This window comes from Aeromonas sp. QDB31, from assembly GCF_027707605.1.
Classification (GTDB): domain Bacteria; phylum Pseudomonadota; class Gammaproteobacteria; order Enterobacterales; family Aeromonadaceae; genus Aeromonas; species Aeromonas media.
Window position 1 is genome coordinate 102,859 of record NZ_JAPCIX010000007.1, and the last position, 21,377, is coordinate 124,235.

General features: G+C 65.4%; 18 protein-coding genes. 13 read left to right on the forward strand and 5 right to left on the reverse strand.

Going from position 1 to position 21,377, the window contains the following annotated elements:
• Positions 1-16 precede the first annotated feature (16 nt).
• On the reverse strand, positions 17-1,405 hold the full coding sequence (locus PG898_RS09730; RefSeq protein WP_270823885.1) for an MFS transporter: 1,389 nt from the start codon (positions 1,403-1,405) through the stop codon (positions 17-19).
• 187 nt (positions 1,406-1,592) lie between these two features.
• Between PG898_RS09730 and PG898_RS09735 the strand changes: the two genes are divergently transcribed.
• The 12 genes from PG898_RS09735 to rraA all read left to right on the forward strand — a co-directional run bounded on the left by PG898_RS09735 (position 1,593) and on the right by rraA (position 16,085).
• Positions 1,593-2,513, forward strand: coding sequence for a LysR family transcriptional regulator (locus PG898_RS09735; protein ID WP_270823884.1), 921 nt, complete (start codon positions 1,593-1,595; stop codon positions 2,511-2,513).
• Positions 2,514-2,645: 132 nt separating this feature from the next.
• On the forward strand, positions 2,646-3,278 hold the full coding sequence (locus PG898_RS09740) for a TetR/AcrR family transcriptional regulator (RefSeq protein ID WP_042649178.1): 633 nt from the start codon (positions 2,646-2,648) through the stop codon (positions 3,276-3,278).
• Positions 3,279-3,363: 85 nt separating this feature from the next.
• Positions 3,364-4,332 (forward strand): secretion protein HlyD, encoded by a 969-nt coding sequence (gene hlyD / locus PG898_RS09745; protein WP_270823883.1) that lies wholly within the window; start codon positions 3,364-3,366, stop codon positions 4,330-4,332.
• Positions 4,329-6,068 carry an ATP-binding cassette domain-containing protein gene (locus PG898_RS09750; protein ID WP_270823882.1) on the forward strand — a complete coding sequence of 580 codons (1,740 nt, stop codon included), beginning with the start codon at positions 4,329-4,331 and terminating at the stop codon, positions 6,066-6,068. The genes hlyD and PG898_RS09750 overlap by 4 nt, the downstream gene beginning before the upstream one ends.
• A complete protein-coding gene (locus PG898_RS09755; RefSeq protein ID WP_270823881.1) occupies positions 6,065-7,174 on the forward strand; it encodes an ABC transporter permease in 1,110 nt (369 codons plus the stop codon). The genes PG898_RS09750 and PG898_RS09755 overlap by 4 nt, the downstream gene beginning before the upstream one ends.
• Before the next feature lie 2 nt (positions 7,175-7,176).
• A complete protein-coding gene (locus tag PG898_RS09760) occupies positions 7,177-8,265 on the forward strand; it encodes an ABC transporter permease (RefSeq protein ID WP_270823880.1) in 1,089 nt (362 codons plus the stop codon).
• Between the two features lie 237 nt (positions 8,266-8,502).
• Entirely contained in the window at positions 8,503-11,049 is a 2,547-nt protein-coding gene (nirB, locus tag PG898_RS09765) for a nitrite reductase large subunit NirB (protein WP_270823879.1), read from the forward strand.
• A 100-nt stretch (positions 11,050-11,149) separates the two neighbouring features.
• A complete protein-coding gene (nirD, locus tag PG898_RS09770; RefSeq protein WP_268424352.1) occupies positions 11,150-11,467 on the forward strand; it encodes a nitrite reductase small subunit NirD in 318 nt (105 codons plus the stop codon).
• Between the two features lie 134 nt (positions 11,468-11,601).
• Positions 11,602-12,414: a nitrite transporter NirC gene (gene nirC / locus PG898_RS09775; protein WP_270823878.1), complete on the forward strand. Its 813-nt coding sequence runs from the start codon at positions 11,602-11,604 to the stop codon at positions 12,412-12,414.
• Positions 12,415-12,426: 12 nt separating this feature from the next.
• Complete coding sequence (gene cysG, locus PG898_RS09780; protein WP_270823877.1) at positions 12,427-13,833, forward strand: siroheme synthase CysG; 1,407 nt, start codon at positions 12,427-12,429, stop codon at positions 13,831-13,833.
• Between the two features lie 133 nt (positions 13,834-13,966).
• Positions 13,967-15,391, forward strand: coding sequence for a magnesium transporter (mgtE, locus tag PG898_RS09785; protein WP_270823876.1), 1,425 nt, complete (start codon positions 13,967-13,969; stop codon positions 15,389-15,391).
• 208 nt (positions 15,392-15,599) lie between these two features.
• Positions 15,600-16,085, forward strand: a complete 486-nt coding sequence (gene rraA, locus PG898_RS09790; RefSeq protein ID WP_005328442.1) for a ribonuclease E activity regulator RraA — start codon at positions 15,600-15,602, stop codon at positions 16,083-16,085.
• A 271-nt stretch (positions 16,086-16,356) separates the two neighbouring features.
• Here the strand turns inward: rraA and PG898_RS09795 are convergent, their stop codons facing one another.
• The 3 genes from PG898_RS09795 to PG898_RS09805 form a co-directional block, all read right to left on the reverse strand.
• Entirely contained in the window at positions 16,357-17,031 is a 675-nt protein-coding gene (locus PG898_RS09795; protein WP_043554198.1) for a 7-cyano-7-deazaguanine/7-aminomethyl-7-deazaguanine transporter, read from the reverse strand.
• Between the two features lie 105 nt (positions 17,032-17,136).
• The gene (locus PG898_RS09800) at positions 17,137-17,430 is read right to left on the reverse strand and encodes a DUF3630 family protein (RefSeq protein ID WP_270823875.1); all 294 of its coding nucleotides are present in this window, start codon (positions 17,428-17,430) and stop codon (positions 17,137-17,139) included.
• Positions 17,431-17,440: 10 nt separating this feature from the next.
• Positions 17,441-18,868 (reverse strand): protein adenylyltransferase SelO, encoded by a 1,428-nt coding sequence (locus PG898_RS09805; RefSeq protein WP_270823874.1) that lies wholly within the window; start codon positions 18,866-18,868, stop codon positions 17,441-17,443.
• A 104-nt stretch (positions 18,869-18,972) separates the two neighbouring features.
• On the opposite strand from PG898_RS09805, the gene PG898_RS09810 reads away from it, so the two are divergent.
• Positions 18,973-19,275: a c-type cytochrome gene (locus PG898_RS09810; protein WP_182787226.1), complete on the forward strand. Its 303-nt coding sequence runs from the start codon at positions 18,973-18,975 to the stop codon at positions 19,273-19,275.
• Between the two features lie 194 nt (positions 19,276-19,469).
• Here PG898_RS09810 and recQ read toward each other — a convergent pair whose 3' ends face one another.
• Positions 19,470-21,293 (reverse strand): ATP-dependent DNA helicase RecQ, encoded by a 1,824-nt coding sequence (recQ, locus tag PG898_RS09815; RefSeq protein WP_218410340.1) that lies wholly within the window; start codon positions 21,291-21,293, stop codon positions 19,470-19,472.
• Positions 21,294-21,377 lie beyond the last annotated feature (84 nt).

Genomic DNA, 21,377 nt, shown 5'->3' on the forward strand with positions numbered 1-21,377 from the left:
TTTTTATGCGCCACGCTCAGGCCCTGACCGGCACCCCCTCCCGGCCGCGACCCGCCAGCCAGAGCGCCAGGCCAATCAGCAGCGCGCTCAGGGCGAAGAGAACCCGGGTGCCGAACACCAGCTCGCTGGCCAGAGTCAGGCCCTGCTCTCCCACCAGGGCGGCGAACAGGCCACCGAGCCCGGCCACCCCGGTCAGCTGACCCAGATTGCGTGACAGGGTCAGCAGACCGGCCACGGCGCCCCGGGTCTGCTCACTCGCCTCCCCCACCACGGCACTGTTGTTGGCGGTCTGGAACAGGGCATAACCGGCGGTCAGCAGCAGTATGGGCAGCAGATAGCCGAGCGGGCCGAACTGCCCAGCAGCCCCGGCCAGACCGAGGGCCGCAGCCCCCATGACTGCCAGCCCCAGCCGGACCACCTGCCGCGCGCCCAGCCTGTCCACCAGCCAGCCGGCGGGCATACCCGTCAGGGCCGCCAGCAGGGGCCCGCCCGATATCATCAGGCCGACAGTCCCGAGACCAAGGCCGAAGACCCCCCTCAGGTAGAAGGGGCCTATGAGCAGGGTCAGCACCATGACGCTGGCCACCAGGGCGCTGGCGACAAGGCCGTTGCTAAGCCCCGGAGCCCCCAGCAACGCCAGCGGCAGCAGGGGCACAGGGGCGCGGCGCTCGCGGCGAATGAACGAGCCTGTGACCAGCAGGGCCCCCGCCCCCCACCAGAGGGCCAGGGCGCCCCCCAGGGTCAGCGCCAGGCCGTAGCAGAGCAGGGCCGCCACCAGCAGTGACAGGCTCGTGAGGCTTATCCCCTCTTCCTGTGGCGAGCAGTCGTCCCGGGGCAGACCGAGCCGGGCACAGCCCAGTGCCAGCAGGCTGAGGGGCACCAGCAACAGGAAGGGGGCCTGCCAACCAAAGCTGGCCGTCAGCAGGCCGCCAAAGGAGGGGCCGAGCGCCGTGCCGCAGGCCGACAGGGTACCGAGCAGCCCCATGCCCCAGCCCCGCCGCGCCGGCGGCACCAGCTGGCTCACCATGGCCAGCGCCAGGGATAGCATGCAGGCCGCAGCGATCCCCTGCAGGGCACGGGCCGCGATCAGCCAGCCTATGGTCGGCGCCAGGGCGCACAGCAATGAGGCCAGCGCAAAGAGCCCAAGCCCCAGGAGCAGCAGGCGACGCCGACCGAACCTGTCCCCCAGTCGACCGGCTACCACGGTCAGGCAGGTGATCCCCAGCAGATAGGCCACTAGCACCCACTGCAGACTGGCAAAAGGCACCGCAAAAGCCTGCCCCAGGGCAGGCAGCACCATGTTGGCCAGGCTCCCCCCCAGCATGGGCAGCAGGGTGGCGAGGCCGAGCGCCAGCAGGCCGAGGCGGCGAGCGGCAGGGGTCGGGAGAGAATTGAGCGATGACATGGCATGATCTTCGGCAGAGGATGATGTCCACAAGGCTAGCGGGGGGCATGAGCAGGCGGAAGACGCACGACTTGCAACTTATAGCTGCACAAGACGCCATATAAAGAGAGGAATTCTTGCGTATGATGAAGCCAACCGACCGTCATGGGTCCATCACCCGGGATCCCGGCTCGGCGAGGGCTATGCCATGAATACCCCCGACTTCAATCTGCTGCTGACCCTGGATGCCCTGCTGGATGAGGGCAGCGTGGCCGGTGCCGCCAGACGACTCTCCCTGAGCGCCTCCGCCATGAGCCGGGCCCTGGCCAGGCTGCGGGAGACTACGGGTGACCCCCTGCTGGTGCGGGCGGGTCGGGGTCTGGTGCCCACGCCGCGGGCCCTGGCCCTGCGCGCTCAGGTCAGCCAGCTGGTGCAGGATGCGCACGCCGTGCTGCGCCCCCAGCAGGAGGTGGATCCTGCGAGCCTGGAACGCACCTTTCGTCTGAGGTCCAGCGACGGCTTCGTGGAGGCGGTCGGTCCTGCCCTGCTGGCCCGGCTCGCCACCGAGGCCCCCGGGGTCAGGCTGCACTTTCTGGCCAAACCCGACAAGGGGAGCGGCCCCCTGCGCCGCGGCGAACTGGATTTCGAAACCGGCGTCATAGGTGCTGAGACTGCGCCCGAGCTACGTACCCAGGCGTTGTTTCAGGACCACTTCGTCGCCGTGGTGCGGCCGGGCCACCCCCTGTGCGTGGGCACTCTGACGGCCGCCCGCTATGCCGCCGCCCGCCACATTCTGGTGTCACGGCGCGGGCTGGAGCAGGGCCCTATCGACGAGGCCCTGGCGCACCTCGGGCTGGTACGCACGGCGGCGACCCTGGTCCCCGGCTTTGCCACGGCCCTGGCCCTGGTGCGGGGCTGCGACCTGGTGGCGACCGTGCCCGAGCGACACTGCGCCGCCCTGCACGCCGATCTGGTGACCCTGCACCTGCCCTTTCCGCTGGCAGGGATCCGGGTCGCCCTGATCTGGCACCCCAGCCAGGACGCCGATCCGGCTCACCGCTGGCTGCGCACCCTCATTCGCGAGACCTGCGCCCAGGCCCCCTATGGAGGGGAGACCCGGGCCACCTGATCCCGACTCCCCGGCGAGAGAACCCGGCTTCCTGCCCGCCCCTTGTTCAAAAAAAGATCGGCCAGCCCCTTCCCCCGAATTTATACGATCGTATAATTCAGATCAAAATCTGTTCAGAAGGAGTCTTGCCAGATGCACCCCACTCGCCAAAAACTGCTCGATACCGGCCTTGCCATCGCGACCGACAAAGGGTTGCGCGGCCTCACGGTACGGGAGCTGGCAGCGGCGGCCGAGGTCAATCTCGGCACCTTCGTCTATCACTTCGGCAATCGTGACGCCTTTATCGACGAGCTGGTGGAGCTCTGGTACGCCCCCCTCTATGACGAGCTCAAGACGGTGGCGGCCAAAGGCACCTATCCCTGTGCCCTCGCGACCTTCGAGGCGACCATGGAGGCGTTGATCGGACTGGTGGCGCGCCAGCGCGGCTTTATCAACCACCTGTTTGGCGATGCGCTGGCGGGCGAAGGGGCAGCCCAGCGCTTTCTGCTCAGTCTGCCGCGCCGCCATCCCCTGCTGCTGATCGAACAGGTGCGCACAGCGCAGGCGGAAGGGTCGCTGGTGGCGGGCCACCCGCTCCAGCTGATGATCTTCATCATGGGTTCGGTCGGCCTGCCGCTGGTGATCGCCGGCAGCGGTCGCCAGCTCGGTTGGCTGCCCCCGGAGGCGGCCCCCTTTCTGTCCCAGATAGACAACCCCGAGGCTGCCCGGCAACGCCTGGCATGGGCCCTGCGCGGCCTGCGCCGCACCGAAGGAGATCCCGCATGAAACAACGCATCGCACTCCTGGCCGTGCTGCTGACCCTGTTCAGTGGCTACCTTTGGTGGCAGGGCCGCCCCGAAGGAGACCCGGTATGAAACAACGCATCGCCATCTTGGCCGTGATGCTGGCGCTGATCGGCGGCTACCTCTGGTGGCAGGGCCGCCCGGCCGACGGCACCATCCTCTACGGCAACGTCGACATCCGCGATGTGAACCTGGCGTTCAGGGTCGGCGGCAGAGTCAGCGAGGTGCTGGTCGATGAGGGGGACGTCATCGAGGCGGGTCAGCTGCTGGCCCGTCTCGATCCCGTGCCCCTCGCCCACGAGCGCGACAGCGCCCGTGCCAACCTGGCCGCAATCGCAGCGGCCAACACCTTGATCCACAAGGGGTATCGCAGCGAAGAGCGCGATCGGGCACGGGCCGAGCTGGCCGCCGCCGAGGCGGCGGCGCTCGAGGCAGAGCAGCAGTGGCGTCGCCAGAGTGCGCTGGCGGCGACCGGCGCCATCTCCCGTGGCCAGCTCGACAGCGCCCGCTCCCAGCGGGATCAGACCCAGGCCCAGGTGCGCTCCGCCCGCGAGCAGCTCGGCCAGCTCGAGACCGGCTATCGCCCCGAAGAGATTGCCCAGTCAGATGCCCAGCTGCAGGGGGCCAAAGCGGCGCTGGCCAGCGCCGAACTGGCACTCGCCGACGCCGTGCTGACCGCCCCGAGCGACGGCATCCTCCTCACCCGCGCCATCGAGACCGGCAGCATGGTGCAGCCGGGGGCTACCGCCTTCAACCTCTCACTGACAGCGCCGGTCTGGGTGCGCGCCTATGTGGAGGAGCCCTGGCTCGGCCACTTCCCGAGCGGTGCCAGGGTGACCCTGACCACCGACTCAAGGCCGGACAAGCCCTATCTGGGGGTGGTGGGCTTTGTCTCCCCTACCGCCGAGTTCACCCCCAAATCCGTGGAGACGCCGGATCTTCGCACTCACCTGGTCTACCGGCTGCGCATAGTGGTGCAGGATCCTGACTCTGCCCTGCGCCAGGGGATGCCGGTCACCGTCAGGCTGCAGCCATGAATGCCGCCATCCAGCTCACCGGGCTCACCAAGCGCTTCGGCGAGCGGGTCGCCCTCAACGCCATCTCGGCCACCATTCCGACCGGCGGCATCACCGGCCTGGTAGGGCCGGACGGGGCTGGCAAGAGCACACTGTTGCGCCTGCTGGCCGGCCTGCTGGTGCCGGAGGCCGGGGAAATCCGGGTGCTCGGGCTGGATCCGGTGCGCGAGGGAGATGCCTTGCGTCAGCGCCTCGGCTACATGCCCCAGCAGTTCGGGCTCTACGAGGATCTCAGCGTGCAGGAGAACCTCAGCCTCTATGCTGACTTGCGCGGTGTGCTGGAGCCCGAACGCACTCCCACCCTGGCGCGACTGCTCGCCTTCACCGATCTCGCCCGCTTCACCGCGCGGCCAGCGGGCAAGCTGTCGGGGGGGATGAAACAGAAGCTGGGGCTGGCCTGCGCCCTGCTCGGCACCCCGGATGTGTTGCTGCTCGACGAGCCCGGTGTCGGGGTCGATCCCATCTCCCGCCGCGCCCTCTGGCAGATGGTGCGCGAGCTGGCCGAGGGAGGCATGACGGTGCTCTGGAGCACCGCCTACCTCGATGAGGCCGAGCTGTGCGATCACGTGCTGCTGATGGCGGACGGCGAGGTGCGCACCAGCGGCACCCCGGCCGACCTGATGGGCGCCATGGCGAGCCGCTGCTGGCTGCTGGAGGCGGGAGAGCTGGACGGCCGGGAGCGGCGGGCCCTGTTGCGCCGTGCCCTGGCCCACCCGGCGGTGATGGACGGCGCCGTGGCGGGGGAGCGGGTGCGCCTGCTGCTGCGCCCGGGCCAGATGCCGCCGCCCCTGGCGGAGCTGGGCCTCTTGGAAGGCTGCTTAGTGCCGACCCCTGCCCGGCTGGAAGATGCCTTTATCGATCTGCTCGGCGGCGGCCCGGGTGGGGAGTCCAGCCTGGCGCAGCTGATGCGCGAGGCCAGCCTGCCCGAGGGGGTCTCCCCGGAGGCGGTGATCGAGGCGCGCCGCCTCACCAAACGCTTCGGGGATTTCACCGCCACCGACGACGTCAGCTTCGCGGTGCGCCGGGGGGAGATCTTCGGCCTGCTCGGCCCCAACGGCGCGGGCAAGTCCACCACCTTCAAGATGGAGTGCGGCCTGCTGCGCCCGAGCAGCGGACAGGCGCTGGTGACCGGCATCGATCTCGCCCGCAGCCCCTCGGCGGCGCGTCAGCACCTCGGCTACATGGCCCAGAAGTTCTCCCTCTACAAGCAGCTCACCGTGGCCCAGAACCTCGCCTTCTTCGCCGGCATCTACGGCCTGTTCGGTCGCCAGCAGCAGACGCGCATCGACGCCATGGTGGAGGCGTTTGCCCTCGCCCCTTGGCTCGGCCAGCAGACGGAATCCCTGCCCCTTGGCCTGCGCCAGCGCTTATCGCTGGCCTGCGCTCTGCTCCACGAGCCGCCGCTGCTGTTTCTCGACGAGCCCACCTCAGGGGTCGATCCGGTGACCCGGCGGGAGTTCTGGTCCCACATCAATGCCCTGGCCGATCACGGCGTCACAGTGTTGGTCACCACCCACTTCATGGACGAGGCGGAGTATTGCGATCGCATCGCCCTCATCTACCGCGGTCGCCTGCTGGCCCTGGGCACCCCGGACGAGCTCAAGGGGTTGGCCGCCAAGGACACAAGCACCGCCTTGCCAACCATGGAAGAGGCCTTTATCACGCTAGTCGAGCAGGCCAGCGAGGAGGACGCATGAGCATCAACCGCCGCCGACTGCTGGCCCTGTGCCGCAAGGAGTCCCTGCAAATCGTGCGCGACCCCAGCAGCATCCTCATCGCCTTCATCATGCCCGTGGTGCTGCTGGTGGTGATGGGCTACGCCATCAACCTGGACGTGGACCACCTGCGGCTCGGCATCTGGCGCACCGATAGTGGCGCCCCGGCGGTGCGGCTGGAGCAGGCCCTTCGCGGCTCCACGGCGCTGGAAATCCACGGCGGCCCGAGCAAGGCGGCGCTGCTCGCCAGTCTGGAGCGCGGCGAGATCCGCGGCCTGCTGGTGATCGATGACGGCTTCTCCGCCGCCCTTGCCAGTCAGGGGGATGGCACGCCGAAAGCCCTGCTGCTCACCGACGGATCCGAACCCAACACGGCGAACTTCGTCACCCACTACGTACAGGGGATCTGGCAGGGGTGGCTCGCCAGAGAGGGATTCTCCTTGCCGGTGGCGGTGGAGAGCCGCGCCTGGTTCAACCCGGCGCTGGTGAGCCGCAACTTCCTGGTGCCCGGCTCCATCGCCGTGGTGATGACCATCATAGGTGCCCTGCTCACCTCCCTGGTGGTGGCCCGGGAGTGGGAGCGCGGCACCATGGAGGCGCTGCTCGCCACCCCGGTGACCAAGGCAGAGCTACTGCTCTCCAAGCTGCTGCCCTACTACGGGCTCGGCATCGCCGCCATGCTCATCTGCCTGCTCTTCTCGGTGGCCGTGATGGGGGTGCCCTGGCGCGGCTCGCTGATCTCCCTGTTCGTGCTCACCACCCTGTTTCTCGGCAGCGCCCTCGGGCTCGGGCTCTTTCTCTCCACCGTGATGCGCAACCAGTTCAATGCCGCCCAGGCCGCCCTGACGGCGGCCTTTCTGCCGGCCATGATGCTCTCGGGCTTCGTGTTCGAGATCGCCAGCATGCCGCCCCTGCTGCGCGCCATCACCCACCTGATCCCGGCCCGCTACTTCGCGAGCTCGCTGCAGACCCTCTACCAGGCGGGCAACGTGCTCTCCATCCTGCTGGTCAACGCTGTCTGCCTGCTGCTGCTGGCCGCCTTCTGGCTGGCCCTCACCGCCCGCAAGACGCGGCGCACCCTGGAGTAAACATGCTGATCCGACTCTGGTGGCTGATCCGGAAAGAGCTGCAGGCCCTGCTTGGCAATACCCAGGGGCGCTTCCTGCTCATCATGCCGGTGCTGCTGCAAACGGCTCTCTTCCCCTTCGCCGCCACCCTGGAGGTGACCGGCAACACGCTCGCCATCTACGACCAGGATGGAGGGGCGCAGAGCCGGGAGCTCATCGAACGCCTCACCCATATGCCCGCCTTCACCACAGTGATGACGGTGGCGGGCGAGGCCGGGATGACAGATGCCATCACCGGGCAACAGGCGCTGATCGGCCTCATCATTCCGCAGGATTTCTCCCGCCGGCTGGCCAGGAGCGAACAGGCCAGGCTGCAACTCATCATCGACGGGCGCCGCTCCAACGGGGGTCAGGTGGCGGCGGGCTACATCAATGAGGTGATCGCCCGCTGGCAGAGCGAGGGCAAGGGGCAGCCCGAACTGGCGGTGCGCCACCTCTACAATCCCAACATCGAGTTCAGCTGGCACATATTGCCCTCCCTGGTGGCCATCATTACCACGGTCGGCTGCCTCATCGTCACCGCCCTGTCGGTGGCGCGGGAGCGAGAAGAGGGCACCTTCGATCAGTTGCTGGTCTCCCCCCTCACCGCGGGCTGGATCATGGCGGGCAAGGCGGTACCCGGCATCCTGGTGGCGGTGGGCCAGGGCACCATAGTCGCGCTGGCGGCCCGCTTCCTCTATCAGGTGCCGTTTGGCGGCAGCACCACCTTGCTGATGGCGGGCATGGTTTGCTACGGCCTGGCGCTGGCGGGGATAGGGCTCTTCGTCTCGTCGCTCTGTTCGACCCAGCAGCAGGCGTTTCTCGGGGTCTTCTCCTTCATGGTGCCGGCGGTGATCCTCTCCGGTTATGTCTCCCCCATCGAGAACATGCCGCAGCTGTTCCAGTGGCTGGCGGCCGTGGATCCCCTCAGCCACTTCATCCTGCTGCTCAAGGGGGTCTTCCTCAAGGATCTCGGCTGGTCGGCGGCCTGGCCCCTGCTCTGGCCCCTGCTCACCATCGCCGGTGTTACCCTCTCTCTGGCGCTGGCCATGTTCCGCCGCCATATCGCCTGATGACTCGGCCCCTGCCAGGGGTCGGCCTCTTGCCCGCCATGCTGGCACTCAACCGGGGCCGTGCCGGGCACGGAAACCGTCAACTGGTATACCCATTTATGCATAGGTTTGAATTTCCTCGAATTACCCCTGAGGAGATATATAAATAGACACTTGATTTACATCAATTGCCCACCGCCCCTAACTGGGTAGCCTAACGTCAGATTGATGTTTTATTACTCCAAAATTGAGGCAACCATGAGCAAAGTCAGACTGGTCGTTGTGGGCAACGGCATGGTGGGGCACCGCTTCATCGAAGAGCTGATCGAGCGGGCCGACCCGGGCCGCTACGAGATCACTGTCTTCGGTGCAGAACCCCGCCCCGCCTACGATCGCGTCCATCTCTCCTCCTACTTCTCCCATCACACCAGCGAAGATCTCTCCCTCGTCAAACCCGGCTTCTACGACAAGCACGGCATCCGCCTGCTGCTCGGCGAAGCGGTGAAAAAAATCGACAGAACGACCCGCGAAGTGCACTCCAACAAGGGCACTGTGGTCGGTTACGACAAGCTGGTGCTGGCCACCGGCTCCTACCCCTGGGTGCCCCCCATCCAGGGCAGCCAGCACCACGAGTGCTTCGTCTATCGCACCATCGAGGATCTGAAGGCCATCCGCAGCGCCGCCAAGAGCGGCAAGAGCGGGGTGGTGATCGGTGGCGGTCTGCTTGGCCTGGAAGCCGCCGGCGCCCTCAAGGCACTGGGTCTCGAGACCCACGTGGTGGAGTTTGCCCCTGTGCTGATGGCCGAACAGCTCGACGGTCAGGGCGGCCAGCTGCTGCGCCGCAAGATTGAATCCATGGGCGTGCTGGTGCACACCAGCAAGAGCACCAGCGAGATCCTGATGCACGGCGGCCGCGACGCCCAGCACCGCCTCGCCTTCGCCGACGGCAGCACGCTTGAAGTGGACGTGGTGGTCTTCTCCACCGGGATCCGCCCGCAGGATACCCTGGGCCGTTACTGTGAACTGGCCATCGCCGACCGTGGCGGCGTGCTGATCGACGATCACTGCCTCACCTCCGACCCCGACATCTATGCCATCGGCGAGTGCGCCGCCTGGCAGGGCCGCTTCTTCGGGCTGGTGGCACCGGGCTACAAGATGGCCCAGATCACCGTCGACCACCTGCTCGGCGGCAACAGCCGCTTCGAAGGGGCGGACATGAGCGCCAAGCTCAAGCTGCTCGGCGTCTCCGTCGGTTCCATCGGCGATGCCCATGGCCGCACCCCGGGCAGCCACAGCTATGTGTTCCAGGATGACCAGGCCGGCGTCTACAAGAAAATAGTGGTGAGCGAAGACAACAGCCGATTGCTCGGCGCCGTGTTGGTGGGTGACGTGGATGACTACGGCAACCTGCTGCAGCTGATGCTCAACGCCCTGCCGCTGCCGAGCCACCCGGACACCCTGATCCTGCCCGCCTATGCCGGTGCCAAGCCGACCCTGGGGGTGGATGCCCTGCCTTCAACCGCCCAGATCTGCTCCTGCTTCGACGTCTCCAAGGGCGACATCGCCCAGGCGGTGGCCGAGGGTCACACCACGCTGGCCGCCATCAAGGCGCACACCAAGGCCGGTACCGGCTGTGGCGGCTGCGTGCCGCTCATCAGCCAGGTGCTCAACGCCGAGCTGGTGAAGCAGGGCATCGAGGTCAACAACCACCTCTGCGCCCACTTCCCCCACTCCCGTCAGGAGCTGTTCCACCTGGTCAAGGTGGAGGGGATCAAGAGCTTCGACGAGCTGCTGGCCAAGCACGGTCACGGCCATGGCTGCGAGGTGTGCAAACCGACCGTCGGCTCCATCCTCGCCTCCTGCTGGAACGACTATGTGCTGAGCCCGCTCAATACCCAGTTGCAGGACACCAACGACATCTTCCTCGGCAACATGCAAAAGGACGGCAGCTACTCCGTCATCCCGCGCATGGCCGGCGGTGAAGTGACCCCGGAAGGGCTGCTGGCGGTGGCCGAAGTGGCCCGCGACTACAAGCTCTACACCAAGATCACCGGCGCCCAGCGCATCGGCCTGTTCGGGGCCCAGAAGGATGATCTGCCCGCCATCTGGCGCAAGCTGCTGGCGGCCGGTTTCGAGACAGGTCAGGCCTACGCCAAGGCGCTGCGCATGGCCAAGACCTGCGTCGGCAGCACCTGGTGCCGCTTCGGTGTGCAGGACAGCGTCGGCCTCGGGGTCTTCCTCGAGAACCGCTACAAGGGCATTCGCACCCCCCACAAGATGAAGTTCGGCGTCTCCGGCTGTACCCGTGAATGTGCAGAAGCCCAGGGCAAGGACGTCGGCATCATCGCCACCGATGCGGGCTGGAACCTCTATGTGGGCGGCAACGGCGGCATGAAGCCGCGCCACGCCGATCTGCTGGCGTCTGACCTCGACCGCGAGACCCTGATCAAGCTGATCGACCGCTTTATGATGTTCTACGTCACCAGCGCCGACAAACTGCAGCGCACCTCGGTCTGGCTCGGCAACCTGGAAGGGGGCGTCGACTACCTGCGCGAAGTGATAGTCGACGACAAGCTGGGGCTGGCCGAGACGCTGGAGCGCGACATCCAGACCCTCATCGACAGCTACGAATGCGAATGGTCGCGCACCCTCAACGAAGAGGAAGCGCTCAAGCGCTTCAGCCACTTCATCAACAGCGACAAGCGCGATCCGGACGTGCAGTTCGTCAGCGAGCGCGACCAGCACAGGCCGGCCACCCCGGCCGAGCGCATCCCCGTCTACCAGATCGAGGTGGAGACCAAATGATGAAATTAGCCTGCCAACGCAATGACATCCTGTCGGGCTGCATGGACGTTTGCGCCCTGCTCGATAGCCAGTTCATCCAACTCGACGTGGAGATTAAGCGATGAAACTTGCCTGCCAACTCAACGACATCCTGCCGGGAACCGGTGTCTGCGCACTCATTGAGGGTCGCCAGATTGCCCTGTTCCGCCCGAGCGCGGCGGCCGAGGTGTTCGCCATCGACAACCGGGATCCCTTCTTCGCCGCCAACGTGCTGTCGCGCGGCATCGTAGCTGAACACGAGGGTGAGCTCTGGGTCGCCAGCCCGCTCAAGAAGCAGCACTTCCGTCTGCGCGACGGCCACTGCCTCGAGAACGCCGCCATGTCGGTGCAAAGCTATCCCGTTGAAGTACGCGACCAGCAGGTCTGGGTTGCCGTCTGATGCCGACAAACCCCAGATCCATGTCGGTACAGGGCTACGTCCCCGTTGAAGTACGTGATCAACAGATCTAGGTCGCCGTCTAACACCATGCATATCAGGGCTGCCCGCGGGCGGCCCTCTTGAAGGAAATAAAGATGTATACCGACACCATCAACAAGTGCGCCGCCAACGCGGCCCGCATCAACCGCTTCGAGCGCAGCGACAAGCTCGGCTTCTGGCTCAGCTCCGCCATGGCGGGGGCCTATGTGGGCCTTGGCATCATCCTCATCTTCACCCTGGGCAACCTGGTGGACCCGAGCATCCGTCCGCTGGTGATGGGGGCCACCTTCGGCATAGCCCTCACCTTAGTTGTCATCGCCGGCTCGGAGCTGTTCACAGGCCACACCATGTTCCTCACCTTCGGGGTGAAGACCGGCAAGATCGCCATGGCCGATCTGCTGCGCATCCTGCCGCAAACCTGGGCCGGCAACCTGTTCGGCTCCATCGCGGTGGCGCTGATCTACTCCTACGGCGGCAGTCTGCTGCCGGACGCAGGCAGCCTGGCGCACAAGGTGGCGCTGGCCAAGACCCAAGCACCGGCGCTGACCCTGTTTATGAAGGGCGTGCTGTGCAACTGGCTGGTCTGCCTCGCCATCTGGATGGCGCTGCGCACCGAGGGTGCCGCCAAGTTCATCGCCATCTGGTGGTGTCTGCTGGCCTTCATCGCCTCCGGCTACGAGCACTCGGTCGCCAACATGACCCTGTTCGCCCTCTCCTGGTTCGGTGCCCACTCCGAGGCCTACACCCTGGGCGGTATCGGCCACAACCTGCTGTGGGTGACGCTCGGCAACACCGTCTCCGGCGCCCTCTTCATGGGCCTCGGCTACTGGTATGCCACCCCCAAGGCTGAGCGCCCGGTCGCGGTAAGCGAGACCACCACCACTGCCAGCCAGACCCAAACCGCCTGATCAGGAGGCCCCATGGACTACTTGCCCATCTTTTGCCGACTCGACAACAAACCCGTGCTGCTGGTCGGCGGCGGCGAGGTAGCGGAGCGCAAGGCGCGCCTGCTGCTGGATGCCGGTGCCCACCTCACAGTCGTGGCGCCCGAGCTCGACCCCGAGCTGGCGGAACTGGCTGCCAACGGCAGCATCGAGTGGCTGGCCGGTGAATTCGCGCCGGCGCAACTGACGGGCAAATGGCTGGTGGTGGCCGCCACCGATCGGCGCGAGGTGAACGCCCTGGTCTACCAGAGCGCCAATCAGGCGCGGATCTTTGCCAACGTGGTGGACGACCCGAAACGCTCCAGCTTCATCATGCCGTCGATCATCGACCGCTCGCCGCTGATCGTGGCCATCTCCTCCGGCGGCAAGGCCCCGGTGCTGGCCCGGCTGCTGCGGGAAAAACTCGAAGCCCTGCTGCCTCAGCATCTGGGTGCCGTCGCGACCTTCGCCGGCAGCCTGCGGGAGCGGGTCAAGGCGCGCTTCACCAGCATGGGCGAGCGGCGCCGCTTCTGGGAGCGGCTGCTCGGGGCAGACCGGCTCGGGCAGGCGCTGGCGCGGGGGGATAGCGCCTCTGCCCACCAGCTGGCCGACAGCCTGTTTGTCGACGAAAGCCACACCAGTGGCGAGGTGGTGCTGGTGGGGGCCGGCCCCGGCGATCCGGGCCTGCTCACCCTGCACGCCCTGCGCCAGATGCAGCAGGCGGACGTGGTGGTCTATGACCGCCTGGTCTCCGACGAGGTGATGGCACTGGTGCGCCGCGATGCCAGGCGTATCTTCGTCGGCAAACAGGCGGGCAACCACTGCGTGCCGCAGGAGGGGATCAACCAGCTGTTGCTGGAGGAGGCGAAGAAGGGGCAGCGGGTGGTGCGCCTCAAGGGGGGCGATCCCTTCATCTTCGGCCGTGGCGGCGAGGAGCTGGAGACGCTGGTCGGCAGCGGCATCGGCTTTCAGGTGGTGCCGGGGATCACGGCTGCCAGCGGCTGCGCCGCCTACGCCGGCATACCCCTCACCCATCGGGATCACGCCCAGAGCGTGCGCTTCGTCACCGCCCACGGCAAAGGGGGCGCCCGGGATCTCGACTGGCCGCTGCTGGCCAAAGACAAACAGACCCTGGTGTTCTATATGGGGCTTTCGTCTTGCGCCGTGATCCGCGAGCAGCTGCTGACCCACGGCAAGGGGGGCGACACCCCGGTGGCGCTGATCGAGCGTGGCACCCAGCCGAGCCAGCGGGTCATTCGCGGCACCCTCGACCAGTTACCCGAGCTGGCGGCCGGGGTCGAGAGCCCAGCCCTTATCATGGTGGGATCCGTGGTGACCCTGGCCGACCAGCTCGCCTGGTTCGGGCAAGGATGTGTCGCAGACGCGGCCCTGGCTTCGGCCTGATATCACTTCATATGCCAACGCCACCTGAGGGTGGCGTTTCTTTTCCTGCATTTACTGTCATAACCTCTTGTTTTGAATTTGGTATCCTATGGAGCAAGGCCATCCGGCCAACCGAATTCAGGAATCTTGCTGCATGTCTCTCCCCCCCAAGAACAGCGCCAAACAGCGTGAACACGACAGAGCCCGCATCCTCACCCTGCTGCTGGCCGACGATGCCCTCACCGACAGCCTGCTCGATCCTCAAGGGGTGCAGGACGCCAAGCTGCGGGATCAGACCAGCGAGCTGACGCGCCTGGTCAACAGCCTGCCGGCCGCCGACGTCGCCGATGCCCTGGAGTCCCTGCCCCCGGACGAGCGCCACGTGCTCTGGCAGCAGGTGGACCCGGAGCGCCATGGCCAGATCCTGGTCGAGGCGTCGGAGACGGTGTGGGACAGCCTGATCAGCGGCATGAGTGACAAGGCGCTGCTGCAGGCCCTGCGCAGCCTCGACATCGACGATCAGATCTACCTAGGCCAATACCTGCCTCGCAACCTGATGGGACGGCTGCTCACCTCCATGGCCCCCGACCAGCGCGACCGGGTGCGGGAGGTGATCCGCTACGGCAAGCACACCGTCGGCGCCATGATGGACTTCGAGCTGATCACGGTGCGCGCCGAGGTAAGCCTGGCGACGGTGCAGCGCTACCTGCGCCAGCTCGGCAAGATCCCCGCCAACACCGACAAGCTGTTCGTCACCGACAGGCGCAACCGGCTGCAGGGGGAGCTGCCGCTCACGACAGTGCTGCTGCACAAGCCGGAGACCCTGGTGCGCGACGTGATGGAGAAGGATCCGATCACCTTCGATCCGGAAGACAACGATGAAGCCGCCGCTCGTACCTTCGAACGGGACGATCTCGTCTCTGCCGCCGTGGTGGATGGCAAGGGCAAGCTGATGGGGCGGCTCACCGTCGCCGAAGTGGTGGACCTGGTCTATGAGGAGAGCGACACCGATCTGCGTCGCATGGGGGGGATCAGCGAGGAAGAAGACGTGTTCGCGCCCGTCTCCAAGGCGGTCAAGACCCGCTGGGCCTGGCTGGCGCTGAACCTCTGCACCGCTTTCGTGGCCTCCCGGGTCATAGGCCTGTTCGAGCACAGCATCTCGCAGCTGGTGGCGCTGGCGGCCCTGATGCCCATCGTCGCGGGGATAGGCGGCAACACAGGCAACCAGACCATCACCATGATAGTGCGGGCCTTGGCGCTGCAGCACATCCAGCCGGGCAACGTCTCCTTCCTGCTGTGGCGGGAGCTGGGAGTGGCGCTGATCAACGGTCTGGTGTGGGGCGGCACCATGGGGGTCGCGACCTACTTCCTCTATCAGGATGCGGCCCTGGGCGCCGTGATGACCCTCGCCATGGTGCTGAACCTGCTGGTGGCGGCCCTGATGGGGGTCATCATCCCCATGACCATGAGTCGGCTGGGGCGGGATCCGGCGGTGGGGGCCAGTGTGATGATCACCGCCATCACAGACACCGGCGGCTTCTTCATCTTCCTGGGTCTGGCGACCCTGTTCCTGCTATAGCCCCATATGGAAACCACCAAAGTGCCCAGCCCTGGTGGCCTCAGACACCGGCAGCTCCGGATGGCAGGCCCTTGTCCCGCACAGGAATTCGGGAGTTGCTGCCGCGATAAAAACGGGGATTCCCGCCTCTGGGCAAGGAATAGTCGTTGAAATGCCAACCCCACTCCTTATACTGGATCCACCTGTTTCCAGCGGTGGATCTGACACAATGGAATACAACACTTCAGAACTGTGCGACATCTATCAGGACATGGTGGATGTACTCGAACCCATGCTCTGCTCCTTCGGCGGCCGTGCCTCTTTCGGCGGCGTCATCACCACGGTCAAATGCTTCGAATCGAACGGTCTCATCCGTGAAGTCGTCAAAGAGAACGGCGTCGGCCGCGTGCTGCTGATCGACGGCGGCGGCTCCATGCGCCGGGCCCTGATCGACAGCGAGATCGCCACCACGGCGGCGGAAAACGAGTGGGAAGGCATCGTCTGCTACGGCTGCGTGCGCGAGGTCGACATCCTGGAAGATCTCGACATCGGCATCCAGGCCCTGGCCGCCATCCCGGTCGGCGCCGACCACAAGGATGTGGGAGAGACGGATCTGCCGGTCAACTTCGGCGGTGTCACCTTCCTGCCGGACGATCACCTCTACGCCGATACCACAGGGGTGATCCTCTCACCCGATGCGCTCGATATCGAATAAGCAGACACAGACTGAAGATGGGAGCCTAGGCTCCCATTTTTTATGGCTGCAACTTGCTGAAAAACAGACAAAAAAAGAGGGCCAGTAAACAACTGGCACCTTAACTGGAAGCAATGTGAGCAATGTCGTGCCTTCACAAGAAGTCCATCACGTTGGAACGAATGAAGTCTTTCCCGGAAAACAAGGTAACAATAATCATTCTCATTTAACTGTGCAAGCCTTATTTGTAAAAAGTGCAAAAAAATGACCACCGCGCGGGTGGTCATTCTCGTCAGGCTTGTCGTGTGGCCGTTTGCAGACCGGCCAGGCCGGCCTCCCCCACCAGCTTGCGGCTGAGGTAGCGCAGCAGCACGCCGTAGAGTGGTACAAACAATCCCAGGCTTATCAGCAGTTTGAATACGTAATCCACGGTCGCGATTTCGACCCAGTGCTCGGCCATGAAGGGATCCGTGCTACGCCAGAAGGCGATGCTGAAGAAGGCGATGGTATCCACCAGGTTGCCGAACAGGGTCGAGGCGGCCGGTGCCACCCACCAGGCCCTGAGCAACCGCAGGCGGTTGAACACCACCACGTCCATGAACTGGCCCACCAGATAGGCCATAAAACTGGCCAGGGCGATGCGCGCCACGAAGAGGTTGAACTCCGCCAGGTTGCCCATGCCCTGATAACTGCCTTCGAAGAAGAGCACGGAGAGCACATAGGAAACGGCCAGGGCCGGCAGCATCACGGTCTGGATGATCTTGCGGGCCAGTCCGGCACCGAAGATCCGCACCGTCAGATCGGTGGCCAGGAAGATGAACGGGAAGCTGAAGGCACCCCAGGTGGTGTGGAAGCCAAAGATGGTGATCGGCAGCTGCACCAGGTAGTTGCTGCTGGCGATGATCAGAATGTGGAACAACGAGAGACGCACCAGCGCCGTCTGGTGCTGAGCAGGGGTCAGATTCATGTTGTGACCTTTTTGGTTAATGGGGTTAGGGAACCCATACCGCCACCATGGCGATAATTGAGGGGCGAGATTATACGCCCCGACGCGGATAGTTCAATCCTTATGCTATGAGGCGGCTGAGTGCTGATGGCCGAGCCAGAGCACCACCTCCCTGTCGTCCGGGTGCGTCGCCTCCAGCCAGCAGCCGCTGTGCTGCTCAAACTCCAGCCGCAACCGGCTGCCTTCGAACTCCAGCAGCCAGCTGTGGCGATCCGCGCCCCACTCCTGCTCGAGCGGTATAAGCTCCCACCCCTCGACCAGCTCTTCGGCAAGAGCCGGGAAGTTGTCCCAGTCAAGGCCTGGGCAGGCCAGCAACACCACCCCGGCCTCCCGATCCGTCTGCATGACACGCCAGTTCATCTGTTGTTCCTCAACTGCTGCAAGAGAGCTCGCCACCGCAATACCACTGGGGAACCGGGGTCGCCAGATCATCATATTCCGGCTGCTCGTCATAAGGGCGCTGCAGGGCGGCAAACAGCCGCTCGAACGGCGCCATGTTCCCCGTCTCGGCGGCGTCTATCACCTGCTGGGCCAAGGCATTGCGCAGCACGTACTTGGGATTGACAGCATCCATCCGCACCTTGCGCGCCGCATCCTGGCTCCCTTCACGGACCAGCCTGGCCCGATAGGCTTCGAGCCACTCCTGCCAGGCGGCCGGGTCCGGCAACAGCGCCAGCAGGGAGGCGGGCCACTCCCCCTGGGTGGTCAGCTCACCCAGGCGACGCAGGAAGAGGTGATAGTCCACCCGATGTGCCGCCAGCAACTGGAACAGCTGACGGAACAGGGCCGGGTCTTCATCCTCCCAGGTCTCCAGGCCGAGCCGGGCGCGCATCAGTTCGGAGTAGTGCAACATCAGCTGATGTTCGTACTGGGCCAGGGCCGCCGCCAGGGCGTCGCCGTCCACCTGATCCGCCAGCGCCTGGGCCAGCTTCTGCAGGTTCCAGTAACCCACCGCCGGCTGCTGATCCAAGGCGTAGCGGCCACCCGGATCCGAGTGGTTGCAGACAAAATCCGGCACATAGGCATCGATGAAACCGTAGGGGCCGTAATCCAGGGTCAGCCCGAGCAGGGACATGTTGTCTGTATTCATCACCCCGTGACAGAAGCCCGCCGCCTGCCACTTGGCGATGAGGCGCGCGGTGCGCCGCACCACCTCGGCGAACAGCTCGGCACCGCTTTCCAGTTCGGGGAAGTGGTGACGCAGCAGATAATCGATGAGAGCCGGGATCTTCTCCCCCTGGCCGCTCCAGGCGAAGTACTCGAAGTGGCCGAATCGCAGGTGACTCGGCGCGGTACGTAGCACTGTCGCCCCGCTCTCGACCTGCTCCCGGTAGACGGGCTCGTCACTGCCCACCAGCACCAGGGCCCGGGTGGTCGGAATGCCGAGGGCATGGAGCGCCTCGGAGGCGAGGTATTCGCGGATGCTGGAGCGCAGCACGGCACGGCCGTCGCCGAAGCGGGAAAACGGCGTCTTGCCCGCCCCCTTCAGGTGCAGATCCCAGTGCTGACCATCCGGCGCCAGCTGCTCCCCCAGCAGCAAGGCGCGGCCATCCCCCAGGCGCGGGCTGTAGCCACCGAACTGGTGCCCCGCATAGACCTGGGCCACCGGCTGCATACCCGGCAACGGCTGCCCCAACCCGCAGCAGGCGAGCCAGTCAGCCTCACCGATCCCGTCCAGCCCCAGTTCCCGCAGCAGCCCCTGATTGAGGTGCAGCAGCCTGGGTGCACGCAGAGGCTGAGGAGCCACGGGCTCGCAGGCCCAGGGCAGTTCGGTGGCGAAAGTGTTGATCAGCTTCATGGTGGTGTGGTTCGTCCCTGCGTATGCTCGTGTCACTCTTTATACCGCCGTCTGCCCGCTCAGGCTAACAGGCGATCGCGCTATTTCATTTCACGGAGAAAACAATGCAAAAATGGATATATGCCCTACCCCTGCTGGCACTGGCCTGGGGACATCAGGTCAAGGCCGCCGACATCGAAGCGGGCAAGGCCAAGGCGCCTGTCTGCGTCGCCTGTCATGGGGTGGATGGCAAGGCGAGTGTCCCCGTCTATCCCCATCTGGCCGGACAGAACGCTGCCTATCTGCTGAAACAGATGAAAGCCTTCAAGGAGGGCAGCCGCACAGAGCCATTGATGGCACCCTTCATGGCGATGCTGACCGAGGCGGATATGGAGAATCTGGCGGCCTATTATGCCAGCCTGAAGTAGCCTGGCGGCGCCCTATCCCCGATGCGGTCGATCACGCTTCGTTAATCGACCCTAGCGGCGGCAGTAGTCGATGATAAGGTCCATAAAGGCCTCGCCGAAGCGCTCCAGCTTGCGATGGCCGGCACCGATGACCGTCAGCATCTCGTCATCGGTCATCGGCATCGCCGCTGACCCAAGCTCCACCTGGGTCGACCCTACCGGCGGCAGTAGTCGATGATAAGGTCCATAAAGGCCTCACCGAAGCGCTCCAGCTTGCGGTGACCGACACCGTTGATGGCCAGCATCTCGTCCTCGGTCATCGGCATCAGCTGGGCCATCTCCACCAGGGTAGCGTCGTTGAACACCACGTAGGGCGGCACCTCTTCATCCTCGGCGATCTGCTTGCGCAGACCGCGCAGCTCCTTGAACAGCCGCTTGTCATAGTTGGCGTTGTCGAGCAGGCCGCTGCGCTTCTCCTTGCGGCTGGAGATGGGCTGCAAGCGTGGCACCGCCAGGGCCAGCGTCGTCTCACCGCGCAGCACGGGGCGGGCCGCCTCGGTCAGCTGCAGCACCAGGTTGCGGGTGATGTTCTGGGTCAGCAGCCCCTTGTGGATCAGCTGTCGGATCACGCTCATCCAGTATTCGTGGCTCTGATCCTTGCCGATGCCGTAGGTCGACAGCTTGTCGTGACCGTGATCCTTGATGCGCTGGTTGAGCGAGCCCCTGAGCACCTCCACCACATAACCTACCCCGAAGGCCTGACCCACCCGCCAGACGCAGGAGAGCGCCTTCTGGGCATCCTCGGTGCCGTCATAACTCTTGGGCGGGTCCAGGCAGATGTCGCAGTTGCCGCACGGCTTGTCGTTGTACTCGCCGAAATAGTTGAGCAACACCTGACGGCGGCAGGTCTGCGCCTCGGCGAAGGCCGCCATCACGTTGAGCTTGTATTGCTCCACCTGCAACTGCTGGGGGTTTTCGATGTTGTCGAGCAGGCGTCGCACCCGGCCAATGTCGGCGGGATCATATAGCAGCAGCGCCTCGGCGGGGGTCCCATCGCGGCCGGCCCGGCCGGTCTCCTGATAGTAGGATTCGATATTCTTGGGGATGTCGTAGTGCACCACGAAGCGCACGTTCGGTTTGTCGATCCCCATGCCGAACGCCACCGTCGCCACCACTATCTCGACATCGTCCTTGAGGAAGGCATCCTGGGTGCGCAGCCGCTGATCCAGCGGCAGGCCCGCATGATAGGGCGATGCCTTGCAGCCATGGCGGGAGAGCCTCTCTGCCACTTCCTCCACCCGGTTGCGGCTGGAGCAATAGACGATGCCGCAGTTGCCCTTCTGGCTCTGCACGTAGCGCAGCAGTTGCTCGGCCCCCTTGAACTTCTCCACCAGGCTGTAACGGATGTTGGGCCTGTCGAAGCTGGCGGTGTGAATGAAGGGATCATGCAATTCGAGGCGATGCAGCATGTCGCTGCGGGTCGCCTCGTCGGCAGTGGCGGTGAGCGCCACCACAGGCACCTGGGGGAACCACTGCTTGAGCCGCCCCAGCGCTGCGTATTCGGGCCGAAAATCGTGGCCCCACTGGGAGACGCAGTGGGCCTCGTCGATGGCGAACAGGCCGAGCGGCAGCTCCGCCAGCCGATCCAGAAACTCGTGCTGCAGCAACCGCTCGGGGGAGACATAGACCAGCTTGATCTCGCCGCGACGCATGGCGGCAAAGTTCTGGACCATCTCCTCCCGGCTCAGGGCGGAGTTGATATAGACCGCCGCCACGCCGTTGGCCCGCAGGCTGTCCACCTGATCCTTCATCAGCGAAATGAGGGGCGAGACCACCACTCCGAGCCCGGGGCGCAGCAGCGCCGGGATCTGGTAACAGAGGGACTTGCCGCCACCGGTGGGCTTGAGCACCAGGGCATCACGCCCCGCCACTATCTGCTCGATGATCTCGAGCTGGCCCGGCCGAAATTGCTGGTAGCCGAAGACCGCCTGCAGCAGGGCAAGGGGGGTATCGGGCAAGGTGTCGGCAATGGCGGTCATGGGCTCTCCTTTGGGGTCGCCATTCTAAAGCAGCCGCCGCCCACAATAAACCTGCCATTGCGACTGTTAAGGAAGTGTTGCAGA